Below are 12,918 nucleotides of genomic sequence, written 5' to 3' on the forward strand. Positions count from 1 at the left end.
GCCTTTACCACGCCCCGGGTCGGTCTCATGCTATGCCAAGGACTTATCGGACTTAATTCGTCCGGATTTCCTTGACCCGTCCCGGGTTTCCTGGGAAAAACGCGGGCCAGGGAGGACGCTGTTCGACGGGACGGACACGCGCTCTGCATGCGCCATCTCCGCTTCGCGTCCGGCTGAACACGACGTTCGGCCGCAGGCGCGCCGGCGCCTCCTTGCCGTCAAGGGGACCAACCACTCAGGGGAGACTGCGGTGGCGCGAGCCTTCGGCCTGTTTCTGGCACTGCTCACGACCTGGCTGCTGATGTCGGGCATCTACAAGCCGTTGATCATCGGCTTCGGCGTGCTGTCCTGCGCCTTTTCGGTGTGGATCGCACGCTGGCTCGGCATCCTGGACCGCGAAGGGGCGCCGCTCGGCATGCTGCCGCGTGCAATCCCCTACTGGTTCTGGCTGTCGGTCGAGATCATCAAGTCGAACATCGACGTCTTCAAGCGCGTCTGGGGCCTGGCCCCGATCGATCCCGCCTGGAAGCGGGTGCCCACCAGCCAGACGACCGATCTGGGCCGGGTGATCTACGCGCAGTCGATCACCCTGACGCCCGGCACGGTCTCGGTCGACTTCGAAGGCGGCATGATCGTCGCCCACGCCCTGCATTCCAGCGCGCTGGAGGGGATGGACGAGGGCGAGATGGACCGCCGCTGCACCGCGCTGGAGGGCCGTGTCTGATGTTCATCGCCGCCACCGCCGCCCTTGTCGTCGCCCTGGTGCTGGGCCTGGCCCGCGCCGTTCTGGGCCCCACCCTCTTCGACCGGGTGCTCGCCGCCAACGCCATCGGCACCAAGATCGTGCTGCTGCTGGCCGTGATCGGCTTTCTGACCGAACGCCCGCATTTCCTCGACCTGGCGCTGACCTATGCGCTGATCAACTTCATCGCCACCGTGGCGATCCTGAAGCTGCTGCGCCACCGCCATCTCCGCAGCCTGACCACCGAGGACGTGGCCGCCGACGAGATGGATGCCGCCGCAAAGCGCAAGGGAGGCCACGCATGACACTGGTCATCGACCTGATCTCGTGGGCCCTGATCCTGGGCGGGGCGCTGTTCGTGATCACCGGCGCCGTGGGCCTGGTGCGGATGCCCGATTTCTACACCCGGCTGCATCCGGCGGGCATGATCGACACCTTCGGCGCCTGGCTGATGCTGGCGGGCATGTGTGTCCAGGCCGGCTTCACCCTGGTCACCGTCAAGCTGATCATCATCGGCCTGTTCCTGTTCTTCACCTCGCCCACCGCCTCGCACATCGTCGCCAATGCGGCGCTGGTGTCGGGCATGAAGCCAACCGGCCGGCGTCTCGACACGCCCGAGCCGTCCTCTGCCGGTGCCCATCGGGAGACGCGCCCGTGATCGTCATCGGACCCTGGTCGATCCTGACCACCGATCTGCTGAACATGGCCCTGCTGCTGATGCTGGCAGGTGTCGCGATCGCGATCGTGCGCACCCGCAGCCTGCTGACCGCGGTGCTGCTGCAAAGCGCCTATTCCCTGCTGATCGCCGCCCTCTGGATGGTGCTGGATGCCATGGACGTCGCCTTCACCGAGGCGGCGGTGGGTGCCGGCATCTCCACCGTGCTGTTCCTGGCCGCCCTGGTGCTGACCGGGCGGGAAGAGGATCGCGGCCACAACCCCGTGCTGCCGATGATCGCGGTGGTCGCAACCGGCGCCGCCCTGCTCTATGCCACGGCCGACATGCCGGCCTTCGGCGACCCCGATGCCCCCGTCCAGACCCATACCGTGCCGCGCTATATCGAGGGCTCGGTCACCGAGCACGGCATCCCCAACATCGTGACCAACGTGCTGGCCAGCTATCGCGGCTACGACACGATGGGCGAGACGGTGGTGGTGTTCACGGCCGCTCTTGCCGTGACCATGATCCTGGGCGGCGGCGTGGCGGTGGCCCGCCGGCGCCGCAACGGCCGCGACGACGAGGAGGGCACCTCTGATGATGCGTGATCATTATCTGATCCTTCGGGTCGTCTCGAAGGTGCTGATCCCGTTCATCGTGATGTTCGGGCTCTATGTGCAGTTCCACGGCGAATACGGCCCCGGCGGCGGCTTCCAGGCCGGCGTGATCATCGCATCCGGGCTGATCCTCTATGCGCTGATCTTCGGCCTGACCGACCGTCAGCGCGAGGGCATGCTTTCGGTCTGCCGGCTGCTGGCACCGCTGGGCGCGCTGTTCTTCGTCGGCACCGGTTTCGCGACCCTGTTCTTCGGGGGCAACTTCCTGGAATACGCCGCCTTCGCGCCGGCCGAGCCCAAGCTCGGCCTGCTCATCGGCATCATCGTGGTCGAACTGGGCGTGGGCCTGGCCGTCGCCGCCTCGATGATCCTGATCTTCTTCACCTTCTCGGAACGGCGGAGCTGAGGTGGGCGTGTTCGAGCATTTCAACTACTGGGTCGCCGTCTTCCTGATGATGACCGGCTTCTACACCGTGATCGCGCGGACGAACATGGTGAAGAAGCTGATCGGCCTCGGCATGTTCCAGACCGCCGTCTTCCTGCTCTACATCAGCATGGGCAAGATCCGGGGCGCCACCGCGCCTTATCTGGTCGACGGCGTGCCCTTTTCCGAAAACACCTACACCAACCCGCTGACCAGCGTGCTGATCCTGACCGCGATCGTGGTCTCGATCGCGACCACCGCGGTCGGCCTCGCGATCGTGGTGCGCATCCGCGAGGCCTACGGCACCGTCGAAGAGGACAAGACCATCGCCATGGACATGGCCGACGAGCGTGCGGAAGACGCCATGCCGCCGACCATCCGCGAGGCCAAGCGCCGGCTGGGCTGGCTGCCCCGCAGCGGCGCCCCGCGCGTGACGCCGCCTGAGCCCGCCAGGCAGCCCGCCCGCGAGGCGGCGCCCCGGCCGCCCGCGCCCAAGCGCGGACCCATGAGCCGCCGCAAGAGCGCGCCCCGCAAAGGGAAGGGCCGTCCATGAGCCTGGTCACCCATCTGCCGGCGCTCCAGGTTGCCACACCCCTGGTCGCCGCCCTGTTCGTGGCCATCGTCGGCCGGCGGAGCTTCGCCTATGCCGTGCTGGTCCTGGTCAGCCTGGCGAGCTTCGCCAGCGCCGTCACCCTGACGATCGAGGTGCTGAACCAGGGGCCGATTTCCTACGAGATGGGCGGCTGGGCGCCGCCCTGGGGCATTGAATACCGCATTGATCTGCTGACCTGTCTGGCCCTGCTGCTGGTCTCGGGCATCGCCGCGATCTGCGCCCCCTACGCCCCAGCCTCGATCTCGGCCGAAATCCCCGACAAGCGCATTCCGTCCTTCGTCGCCATGTATCTGCTGGCGCTCGCCGGCCTGTCCGGCATGGTGGCGACGGGCGACGCCTTCAACATCTACGTCTTCATCGAAATCACGTCGCTGTCGACCTATGCGCTCGTCGCCATGGGGCCGGACCGGCGCGCCCTGTCGGCCGCCTTTCAGTATCTGATCATCGGCACGATCGGCGCGACCTTCATCCTGATCGGCATCGGCCTGATCTACATGATGACCGGCACGCTCAACATCGCCGATCTGGCCCAGCGCCTGCCGGCGGTCGAAGGCAGCCGGGTGGTGGTTGCGGGCTTCGCCTTCCTGGTCATCGGGCTTGCGATCAAGATCGCGCTCTTCCCGCTGCATGTCTGGCTGCCCAACGCCTATGCCTTCGCGCCCTCGCTGGTCTCCGCCTTCCAGGCGGCGACGGCGACCAAGGTCGGCATCTATGTGCTGCTGCGCTTCATCGTCTCGGTCTTCGGCGCCTCTTATGCCTTCGACGCCATGCCGCTGGGCTGGACGCTGATCCCGTTTGCGGTGCTGGCGATGTTCGCAGGCTCGCTGGTCGCGATCTTCCAGGTCGACGTCAAGCGCCTGCTCGCCTATTCCAGCGTCGCGCAGATCGGCTACATCATGCTGGGCCTGGCGCTCGGCAACCAGCACGGCGTCTCGGCCGCGCTGATCCATCTGGTCAATCACGGCGTGATGAAGGCGGCGCTCTTCCTGGCGCTGGGCCTGATCGCGGTCCGCCTGGGCGGCACGCGGCTTGAACATCTGCAGGGGCTGGGCCGGACCATGCCGGTCACCGCGGCCGCGATCGTGATCGGCGGGCTCAGCCTCGTCGGCGTGCCGCTGACCTCGGGCTTCATCAGCAAATGGTATCTGGTCTCGGCGACGCTCGATGCCGGCATGTGGCCGCTGGCCGTGCTGGTGATGGCAAGCTCGCTGCTGGCGGTGATCTATGTCTGGCGCCTGGTCGAGACGATGTATTTCCGCGCCCCGGTCGAAGGCGCCGCCGAGGCCTGCGCGGGCCCGTCCAACCCCTGGCTGGCCTGGCCTGCCTGGTTTGCGGCGGCGCTCTGCATCTATCTCGGCATCGACACCAGGGCAACGGCCGGGCTTGCCGAGCTTGCGACCCGCGCGCTGATCGGGGGGGCCTGACGCCATGACGCCTGAATTCCTGCTCGTCGCGTCGCTGCTCTCGCCGGTCGCGGGTGGCATCCTGATCCTTGCCGCCGGCCGCTCGCCGGGCGCGCGCGACATCCTGATGGTGGCGGCGGCGGTGGTCACCGCCGTCTTCACCCTGATGCTGGCGGCCCGGGTGCTGGACGGCGCCCGGCCCGTGCTCACCCTGCATCAGCTGATGCCCGGCCTGCCGATCGGCTTTGCGGTCGAACCGCTGGGCATGATCTTCGCCGCCGTCGCCGGCACGCTCTGGCCGATCACCGCGGTCTATTCGATCGGCTATATGCGCGGCAATCACGAGGCGCATCAGACCCGCTTCCATTTCTGCTTCGCGCTGGCGATCGTCAGCGCGCTGGCGCTCGCCTATTCCGACGGCCTGCTGTCGATGTTCATCGCCTACGAGGTGCTGACGCTGTCGACCTATCCGCTGGTCACCCATTCGGGCACCAAAGAGGCGATGAAGGCCGGCCGCACCTATCTGGGCATCCTGCTCGGCACCTCGATCGGCTTTCAGCTGACCGCGATCATCGGCGTCTATGTCCTGGCCGGCACCGTGGCCTTCACCGCCGGCGGCGTGCTGCCCGATGGCCTGTCTCCCGCGCTGCTCGGCCTGCTGCTCGGTCTCTTCGCCTATGGCATCGGCAAGGTGGCGCTGATGCCGCTGCATGCCTGGCTGCCGGCGGCGATGGTGGCGCCCACCCCGGTCTCGGCCCTGCTGCATGCGGTGGCGGTGGTCAAGGGCGGCGCCTTCGCGGTGGTCAAGGTCGTGGCCTATACGCTGGGCGCCGACCGGCTGTCCGCCGCCGGTGCCAATGACTGGCTGGTCTGGGTGGCGGCGGCCTCGATCGTGATCGCCTCGTCGATCGCACTCACCCAGGACCATCTGAAGCGCCGGCTCGCCTATTCGACCGTCAGCCAGCTGGCCTATGTGACGCTGGCGGCGGCCATCATGGCGCCGCTGTCGCTGGTGGGGGCGGCGATGCACATCGCGGCCCATGCCGTCGGCAAGATCACCCTGTTCTTCGCCGCGGGCTCCATCCACACCGCCGCCCACAAGGATTATGTCAGCCAGCTGGACGGCATCGGCCGGCGCATGCCCTGGACCATGGGCGCCTTCGCCCTCGCCACCCTGTCGATGATCGGCCTGCCGCCCGCGGTCGGCTTCACCAGCAAGTGGTTCATCCTGGAAGGCGCGGTCTCGCGCGAGCAGTGGATCGCGGTCGCCGCCCTCGGCGCCTCCACCCTGCTGAACGCGGCCTATTTCCTGCCGATCGTCTGGCGCGCCTTCTTCAGGGCGCCGGTTGCGGCGAAATCGGTGGGGGCCGCCGCCCCCCATGGTGGCGATGGCCATCACGATCATGGCGAGGCGCCGCTGCCGATGGTGCTGGCGATCCTGACCACGGCGGGGCTCACCTTCCTGCTGTTCCTCTACCCCGACCCCGTGCTTGCGCTGGCAGAGGCCATGGCCGGCACCGTCACACAGGGAGGCCTGCGTTGACCGGTCCCATTTCCCCAAGGCTGCAGAAGACCGGGCTTGCCGTCGCGGGCGCGGTGCTGATCCTGGCCGCGCTCGCCGAACTCGCCATCCATCGTCACGGCTATCTGGGCTTCGACGAGATCTTCGCCTTCCATGCCTGGTTCGGCCTGATCGCCGGCGGTGTGGCGGTGGTGGGCGCCCGCGCGATTGCCCTCGCCCTCGGCCGCCCGGAAGAGACGGAGGCGGAGGATGACTGAGCCCGGCCTCTTCGCCACCCTGCCGCCGGCCGGCCTTCTGCTGCTCGGCGCCCTGCTCACCGCCCTTCTGCCCCGCGGGCTGCGCGCCCTTCCGGTGATCGCGGCCCCCGTCGCCGTGCTGGCGGTGGCCTGGCTGCTGCCCGACGGTGCCGGTGCCGGCCATGCCTGGCTCGATCAGGTTCTGGTCCCGGTCACCGTCGATGCCACCGGCCGGGCCTTCGCCACCATCTTCGCGCTCGCGGCCCTCGCCGGCGGGCTTTATGCCCTGCCCCGGGCCTCGACCACCGAACTGGTCGCGGCCCAGGCCTATGGCGCGGGCGCGGTCGGCCTCGCCTTCGCGGGCGATCTGCTGACGGTGCTGGTGTTCTGGGAAGTGCTCGCCATCGGCTCGACCGTGGTGATCTGGGCCGCCGGCACCGAACGCGCGCGCCGGGCGGCGATGCGCTATCTGCAGATCCATCTGGCCGGCGGCATGATCCTGATGATCGGCATCGTCGGCCACATCACCGGCGGCGGCGCGAATACCCTCGCCGCCCTGACCGCCGATGTCGATGCCGGCAGCTGGGCCGCCTGGTTCATCCTGGCGGGCGTGGTGATCAATGCCGGCGCCCCGCCGCTCTGGGCCTGGGTGTCCGACGCCTATCCCGAAGCCTCATCCACCGGCATGGTGTTCCTGTCGGCCTTCACCACCAAGGCCGCGGTGCTGGTGCTGATCCGGCTGTTCCCGGGCACCGAGATCCTGGTCTGGACCGGCATCGTCATGGCCGCCTATGGCGCGCTCTATGCCGTCATCGAAAACGATCTCCGCCGGGTGCTGGCCTTCTCGATCGTCAGCCAGGTGGGCTTCATGGTCACCGCGGTCGGCATCGGCACGCCGCTGGCGCTGGCCGGCGCCTCGGCCCAGGCCTTCGCCCATATCCTCTACAAATCCCTCATGACGATGGCGGCGGGCCACATGGTCGCCGCCACCGGCAGGCGCCGGCTCGCCGATCTGGCCGGCATCGGCCGGGCCATGCCGCTCACCTGGGCGGCGCTGCTGCTGGGCGGGCTCGGGCTTGCCGCCGTCCCGCTCACCGCCGGTTTCGTCTCCAAGGGCGTGATCCTCTCGGCGCTGGGCAAGGACGGCGCCGGCATCGCCTGGGCGGCGCTGGTCGGCATCGCCGTGGTCTCCACCGTCTATGCCGCGCTGAAGCTGCCGGTGGTGCTCTGGGGCACGCATCGCCTGCAGGGCGCCGGCCGCGGCATCGGTGATCCGGGCGTGATGCAGATGCTCGCCATGGGTTTCATGGCGGCGCTGGTGGTGGGGATCGGCGTGGTGCCGGGCACCCTGCTCGGCATGTTCCCGGCCTCGGCCGATTATGCCGTCTTCACCGCCGACCATCTGATCACCCAGATCCAGCTTCTGGCGGCTGCGGCCATCGTCTGGTTCGCCGCCGCCACACGGCTGGCACCAGGGCGTGGCATCACCCGCGATTTCGACTGGATCTATCGCACCTTCCTGCCCCGGCTGGCGGCGGAATTCGCCATCCACGGCGATCCGCTGCGCAGCGGGCTGGCGAAGCGGATCCACCGGCGGATCGATTTCGTGATGGCCGGCATCTTCCGCATCCACGGCCCCGAGGCACCGCTGGCCCGCGACTGGCCGACCGGCGGCACCGTGCTCGGCATCACCGTGATGCTGGGCCTCTGTCTGGTGGTCTATTACGCCGCCTGACCGCCCGGGTCTCGCCGCTTCCGACGCCCCGCCGACCCCGTCGGCGGGGCGTCGTCGTTAAAAAACGCCGTTTGCAATGCCGCCATGCCGCCGCCGCGCTGGTCGCCGGGGGGGTTGCGGCGCTAAGGTTTGCGAAAGGGTCGGTGCCGTATCATCCGCAGGCCCCCCTCACACATCGACATGCACAGAGCATCCGTCATGCTGCGTCCCGCACGTCCCACAGACGCCGCCGCGATCGCCGATCTCGTCGCCATGGCAGACCCCAAAAGCATCGGGGGCCTGACCGGCATCGAAGATCCGGCCCGGGCGATGGAAGCCTTCCGCGCCCTGATCCGCGGCCGGTCCGGCGTCGCCTCGCATCTTTATGCCCGCGTCTTCGAAGAGGCCGGCCGCCCGATCGGGGTGGTGGTGGCCTATCCCGGCCGTCTGGTCTCAGGCCCCGCCATCCCGGCCGAAGCGCGGGTGACCGAGGCCGACGAGTTCTATATCGACAATGTCGCGGTCTTCCCCGAACACCGCGGCCGCGGCATCGCCCGCCGGCTGATCGTCTCGGCCGAAACCGCCGCACGCGGCAACGGCTTCCCGGCCGTGTCGCTGATCGTCGACGAACGCAACCTCGCCGCCCGCGGGCTTTATGAGAAGCTCGGCTACACGGTCTCGGGCCGGGCGGTCGTGCGCGGGGAAAGCTTCCACCGCATGCGCAAGCCCCTGGTCGCCGAGCAGACCGCGCCGCGCGCCGCGGCCCTCGCCTGATGAAGCCAGGCCCGGCACCAGAGCCCGGCGGCACGCGCATCTGGCCCCGGCGGACCCGGGCTGCCGCCATGGTCATGCTGGCCGCCGTACCGCTGGTGCTGCTCGCCTGGCTGTTCAAGACACCGGGCTGGGGGCTGGCCGCGGGCATCGCGCTCGCCGCCTATCTCGCCCTCACCTGGCAGGATCTGCGCCGCCCTACAAGGCGCGTGGTGGGCGCCATGCTGGCGATCGGCTGGGCGGCACAGCTCGCCACCGGTGCCGGTCCCGAAGCGCTGATCCGCACGCTCTCGGCCAATGCCGTGGTCGGCGTGCTGATCGTCGCCTGCGGCCTGCTGGCGGTGCCGGCGGCAAGCCCGCGCTATGTCGCCGAACTCACCCGGCTGGTCTCGGGCACCCAGGGGCGCCGACCGCCGCTCGGCCGGCTGGCGCTGGTGTTCTGGACCGGTCATGTGCTGGGGGCGCTGCTCAACATCTCGGCGCTGTCGGTGCTGCTGCCGGCGCTGGGCGGTGCCCGGGCGCGCGACGGCCGGCTGATGCGCAGCCTGCATCGCGGCTTCGGCCTTGCCGGGTTCTGGAGCCCGTTCTACGCCACGGTCGCGATCGTGCTGATCGCCTATCCGGGGGCCGGCTGGTCGGGCCTGCTGGCCGCCACTTTGCCGATCATCCCCGCAGCCTTCCTGCTCGACATGGGGGCGGCGCTGCGCCATGGCCGCACCGCCCTCGCCCGCTCGGTCGAAACCGCCGTGCCGGAAGACGAGGCGCCCTCGCCATCGGGGCCGCGCCGGCGCGGGCCGTCGCTCTGGCTGGCGGCGGGCGGGCTCGCCGCCCTCGGCATCGGCCTCGACATGGTCATGCCCGGCCCGACGCTGGTCTGGGTGATCGTGGCGGCGCTGGCCGCCGCCCTGATCTGGATGATCTGGGCCAACGGCACCGCCGCCACCTGGGACCGGCTGATCCGACCGCGGCTGATCGGCCCGCCGGGCATGACGCTTCAGGCCAATGAAATCGCGGTCTTCGCGGCGGCAGGGCCGCTGGCCGCCGGCCTGGCGGCGATCCTGGCGCCGGCGGCCGGCAATATCGCCGCCATCGCCGATGCCATGCCGCTCTGGCTCGCCATCCTGGCGGTGGAGTTCGTGATCTTCGGCCTGTCGCATCTGGGCGTGCACCCGGTGGCCTCGATCCTGCTGGTCGCAGGCGCCCTGCCCCCCGAAGTGGTGGCCGGCCGCGAGGCGGTCTTCGCAGGGGCCAGCCTCGCCGGCTATACCCTCACCCTGCTCGCCTCGCCCTTCAGCGTCACCGGCCAGGTCTTCGCCAGCCTGACCGGCGCCAGCCCCTGGAACCAGACCGTCACCCGCAATATCGGCTATGCCCTGTTGCTGGCGCTGCTCGCCGCCTTCTGGCTGGATCTGGGCGCGATGGCGCTGATCGGGGCGATCGGCTGACGGCCCGCGTCCCTCAACGGGCCCCCGTCAACGGGGCCGCTGGCCGTCGCGCATCCGCAGCCAGCCGCGCACGAAGCGCCAGACCATCCAGATCCAGGTGATCCCCAGCACCACGAAGCCGATGAAGATCACGGTCAGGGCGGCGCCGATGACATTGGCGATCACGCCGAACCAGAAGGTCTCCACCAGATAGCGGTAATGCGCCCGCTCGGTGGTTTCGGTGTCGAGCATGAAGAAGCGGACATGGGCGATGATGCTGGCCACCACCAGCGGCAGGGCGGTCAGCATGCCCAGAAGATGCAGGCCGTAGGTCACGGTCAGCATCACCTCGGCCTGATGGGCGGTGCGGTCGTCCGCGCCCGGCCTGAGTTCGAATTTCGGTGTGCTCTGGACCATGCTGATCCGGGCTCCCTGCGATCGGTGTGGCGGCATCACGCGAAGCGCTTGGCTTCGCGGCCGCTTCGGGCGAAATGTAGGCATGGTCGCAAGCCATCGCCAGCGTCCCGATGCTTAAGCCCCTCAAACACGCCCAGAGGAGCCCTCTCCGGCCATGTTCCTGCGTACCGTGCCGCCCTTGACGACCCTGGCGTTCGCCATCCTGATCGCCCCGGCAGCGCATGCCGATGTTCCGCCCGCCCTGCTCGATGCCGCCCGCGATGCGAAAGTGGTGCTGCTGGGCGAGCGTCACGATCATGCCGGCCATCATCTGATGCAGGAAGAAGCCTATCGGGCGCTGATCGCCGCCGGCCACCGCCCGGCGCTGGTGATGGAAATGTTCAGCCGCGACGCCCAGCCGGCGATCGATGCCCTTCTGGCCGGGCTCGGCACCATGCCCGATCAGCGCGCGCTCGACCTGGCATTGGAGCGGATGCCCCAGGTCTCGGGCTTCACCGCCGGCGGCTGGCAGGATTGGGGGGCCTATCGCCCGATCGTGGCGGTGGCCCTGGAACACGGCCTGCCGGTCCGGGCGGCGGACTGGCCGCGGGAGGCCCGCCGGGCGCTGGCGATGGACGGCTGGCAGGCCCTGCCCTCGGGCTTCGTTCAGCATTTCGCACTCGACGAGCCGGCGGAGCCGGATGTCGAAGACGGGCTGACCCGGGCGATCGTCGAAGGCCATTGCGGCCATGCCCCCGGCGATGCGCTGGAGGGCATGGTCCGGGTCCAGCGCGCCCGAGATGCCGGCATTGCCGGCGCCGCGCTGGACGCCCTGGCCGCAGCCGGGGTGGATCAGGCGCTGGTGATTGCGGGCGCGGGCCATGTCCGCCGCGATCTGGGGGCGCCGCTCTATCTGAAGGCCGCTGCCCCCGAACTGCCGATACTGACGGTGGGCCTGGCCGAAACCGGCGAGAGCGATGCCGCCCCCGATCTGCGCCCAGCCCGCGACGAAGAACCCTTCGATCTGGTCTGGGTGGCAGAGGCCCAGCCGCGCGAAGACCCGTGCAAGGCCTTCGCCGACCAGCTGCGCAACATGAAGCGCCCCTGAGCCGTCATCCTGCCCGAGCGGCGGCCTCGCGCGCGGCGGCCGGGTCGAGCAGCAGCGAAGTGACGTCGAGCGAGGTCCGCAGATCCCGCCGCGGGCCGCCCAGCAGATGGGCGTACATGAAGGCATCGCCCAGGCGCACGATCGCCTCGGCCAGAACGGGGATCGGCAGCCAGGGGGTGAAACGGCCGGCGGCCTGTTCGGTCGCCATCACCTCGCCCAGCAGCCGGGCGGAGCGGGTCTCGATCGGCCCCATCGAAGTCGCGAGCCGGATGAACAGCAACGGTTCGCGCTGCACGAAGATCTTGAGCGGCTCGGCGTCGAGCACATCGGTCATGAACCGGTTGAGCAGCGCCACGATGCCGGGCACGCCGGTCTCCCGGATGTCGCGCTGGGCGCGGCGGAAGCTGTATTCGGTGCGATCGGCCAGCACCAGCCCCAGCAGCCGGTCGCGATTGCCGACCCGGCGATAGAGCGTCGCCCGGCCCACACCCAGTTCGACCGCCAGATCCGACATGTCGATCGCCTCGCCGCGGGTATAGCGGCGCACGGCCGCCTTCACCACCTCGGCCTCGGCGGCATTGCGCGGGCGATCGTCTTCCAGCCCGCCTTCGGCCAGGCCCGGGGTCTTCGCGGCCCGGCTGCGTGCGGGGGCCGGCCGCGCCGTCGCCATGCGTCGGGATCGTGTCGGGGATGCGTCGTTCATCTATCCTGCCTGTGGTGGCCGCCGAAACGGGTCGGGGCGCGCTGGCCGAAATCGCGGCCGGTGCTGAGACAGTGTATCACGAAACCGGGCCCGGCTGAAAACCGGCGACACTCAGTCGGCAACCGGGCGGCCGCGATTGCGCTTGATCGCCCCGCGCTTGGTCTTCTCGTCCATCCGCCGCCGCTTCGCGCCCAGCGACGGCCGGGTCGGGCGGCGCAGCGGATCGCGGTGGCGGGCCTCGGCGATCATCCGGCGCAGCCGGTCCCGCGCGTCTTCGCGATTGCGCTCGCGGCTGCGAAACCGATCGGCGAGCAGCACGATATCGCCCTCGGCCGTCGCCCGGCTGCCGGCCAGCGCCAGCAGGCGGCGCCGGGTCTCGTCATCGCCTACGAACCGCGCCCCGGCCACCCGGAAGCGCAGACGGACGGCGGTCGACACCTTGTTCACATTCTGCCCGCCGGGCCCCGAGGCCAGCAGATAGCTCTCCTCGATCGCCGCCTCGTCGAGGCGGACGTTCCGGGCGGCGCGGTCGAGATCATCTTCCCTGAGGCTCATGCCCCCAAAATGGCCGCAGGGGGTGCGGCATGCAA

Annotated in this window: 16 protein-coding genes; 13 read left to right on the top strand and 3 right to left on the bottom strand. The window is 69.7% G+C overall.

Features of this window, described 5'->3' with window-relative positions:
- Positions 1–250: 250 nt before the first annotated feature.
- From WI697_RS21985 to WI697_RS22040, 12 genes are all read left to right on the top strand, one after another.
- On the top strand, positions 251–724 hold the full coding sequence (locus tag WI697_RS21985) for a Na+/H+ antiporter subunit E (RefSeq protein WP_014745989.1): 474 nt from the start codon (positions 251–253) through the stop codon (positions 722–724).
- A complete protein-coding gene (locus tag WI697_RS21990; protein ID WP_062762472.1) occupies positions 724–1,047 on the top strand; it encodes a monovalent cation/H+ antiporter complex subunit F in 324 nt (107 codons plus the stop codon). The genes WI697_RS21985 and WI697_RS21990 overlap by 1 nt, the downstream gene beginning before the upstream one ends.
- Complete coding sequence (gene mnhG, locus WI697_RS21995; RefSeq protein WP_062762470.1) at positions 1,044–1,400, top strand: monovalent cation/H(+) antiporter subunit G; 357 nt, start codon at positions 1,044–1,046, stop codon at positions 1,398–1,400. The genes WI697_RS21990 and mnhG overlap by 4 nt, the downstream gene beginning before the upstream one ends.
- Entirely contained in the window at positions 1,397–2,005 is a 609-nt protein-coding gene (locus tag WI697_RS22000) for a DUF4040 domain-containing protein (protein ID WP_345959936.1), read from the top strand. The genes mnhG and WI697_RS22000 overlap by 4 nt, the downstream gene beginning before the upstream one ends.
- A complete protein-coding gene (locus WI697_RS22005; protein WP_014745993.1) occupies positions 1,995–2,420 on the top strand; it encodes a Na(+)/H(+) antiporter subunit B in 426 nt (141 codons plus the stop codon). The genes WI697_RS22000 and WI697_RS22005 overlap by 11 nt, the downstream gene beginning before the upstream one ends.
- A gap of 7 nt (positions 2,421–2,427) precedes the next feature.
- Positions 2,428–2,991, top strand: a complete 564-nt coding sequence (locus WI697_RS22010) for a cation:proton antiporter subunit C (RefSeq protein WP_228382222.1) — start codon at positions 2,428–2,430, stop codon at positions 2,989–2,991.
- Positions 2,988–4,475 carry a monovalent cation/H+ antiporter subunit D family protein gene (locus tag WI697_RS22015; RefSeq protein WP_345959937.1) on the top strand — a complete coding sequence of 496 codons (1,488 nt, stop codon included), beginning with the start codon at positions 2,988–2,990 and terminating at the stop codon, positions 4,473–4,475. The genes WI697_RS22010 and WI697_RS22015 overlap by 4 nt, the downstream gene beginning before the upstream one ends.
- Before the next feature lie 4 nt (positions 4,476–4,479).
- Positions 4,480–5,997, top strand: coding sequence for a proton-conducting transporter transmembrane domain-containing protein (locus WI697_RS22020; protein ID WP_345959938.1), 1,518 nt, complete (start codon positions 4,480–4,482; stop codon positions 5,995–5,997).
- A complete protein-coding gene (locus WI697_RS22025) occupies positions 5,994–6,233 on the top strand; it encodes a hypothetical protein (RefSeq protein ID WP_062761449.1) in 240 nt (79 codons plus the stop codon). The genes WI697_RS22020 and WI697_RS22025 overlap by 4 nt, the downstream gene beginning before the upstream one ends.
- The gene (locus WI697_RS22030; RefSeq protein ID WP_345959939.1) at positions 6,226–7,947 is read left to right on the top strand and encodes a proton-conducting transporter transmembrane domain-containing protein; all 1,722 of its coding nucleotides are present in this window, start codon (positions 6,226–6,228) and stop codon (positions 7,945–7,947) included. Before WI697_RS22025 ends, WI697_RS22030 begins: the two co-directional genes overlap by 8 nt.
- Positions 7,948–8,145: 198 nt before the next feature.
- Complete coding sequence (locus WI697_RS22035) at positions 8,146–8,700, top strand: GNAT family N-acetyltransferase (protein ID WP_062761447.1); 555 nt, start codon at positions 8,146–8,148, stop codon at positions 8,698–8,700.
- Between the two features lie 68 nt (positions 8,701–8,768).
- Positions 8,769–10,142, top strand: coding sequence for a hypothetical protein (locus WI697_RS22040; RefSeq protein ID WP_345959940.1), 1,374 nt, complete (start codon positions 8,769–8,771; stop codon positions 10,140–10,142).
- Between the two features lie 27 nt (positions 10,143–10,169).
- Here the strand turns inward: WI697_RS22040 and WI697_RS22045 are convergent, their stop codons facing one another.
- Positions 10,170–10,538 (bottom strand): DUF4870 family protein, encoded by a 369-nt coding sequence (locus tag WI697_RS22045; RefSeq protein WP_062761445.1) that lies wholly within the window; start codon positions 10,536–10,538, stop codon positions 10,170–10,172.
- A 154-nt stretch (positions 10,539–10,692) separates the two neighbouring features.
- Between WI697_RS22045 and WI697_RS22050 the strand changes: the two genes are divergently transcribed.
- A complete protein-coding gene (locus WI697_RS22050) occupies positions 10,693–11,625 on the top strand; it encodes a ChaN family lipoprotein (RefSeq protein WP_345959941.1) in 933 nt (310 codons plus the stop codon).
- Between the two features lie 4 nt (positions 11,626–11,629).
- On the opposite strand, the gene WI697_RS22055 is transcribed toward WI697_RS22050, so the two are convergent.
- Positions 11,630–12,295 (bottom strand): QsdR family transcriptional regulator, encoded by a 666-nt coding sequence (locus WI697_RS22055; RefSeq protein WP_345959942.1) that lies wholly within the window; start codon positions 12,293–12,295, stop codon positions 11,630–11,632.
- A 144-nt stretch (positions 12,296–12,439) separates the two neighbouring features.
- Positions 12,440–12,883 (bottom strand): alternative ribosome rescue aminoacyl-tRNA hydrolase ArfB, encoded by a 444-nt coding sequence (gene arfB / locus WI697_RS22060; RefSeq protein ID WP_014746008.1) that lies wholly within the window; start codon positions 12,881–12,883, stop codon positions 12,440–12,442.
- Between the last annotated feature and the right edge of the window lie 35 nt (positions 12,884–12,918).

The organism is Tistrella mobilis, from assembly GCF_039634785.1.
Classification (GTDB): domain Bacteria; phylum Pseudomonadota; class Alphaproteobacteria; order Tistrellales; family Tistrellaceae; genus Tistrella; species Tistrella mobilis.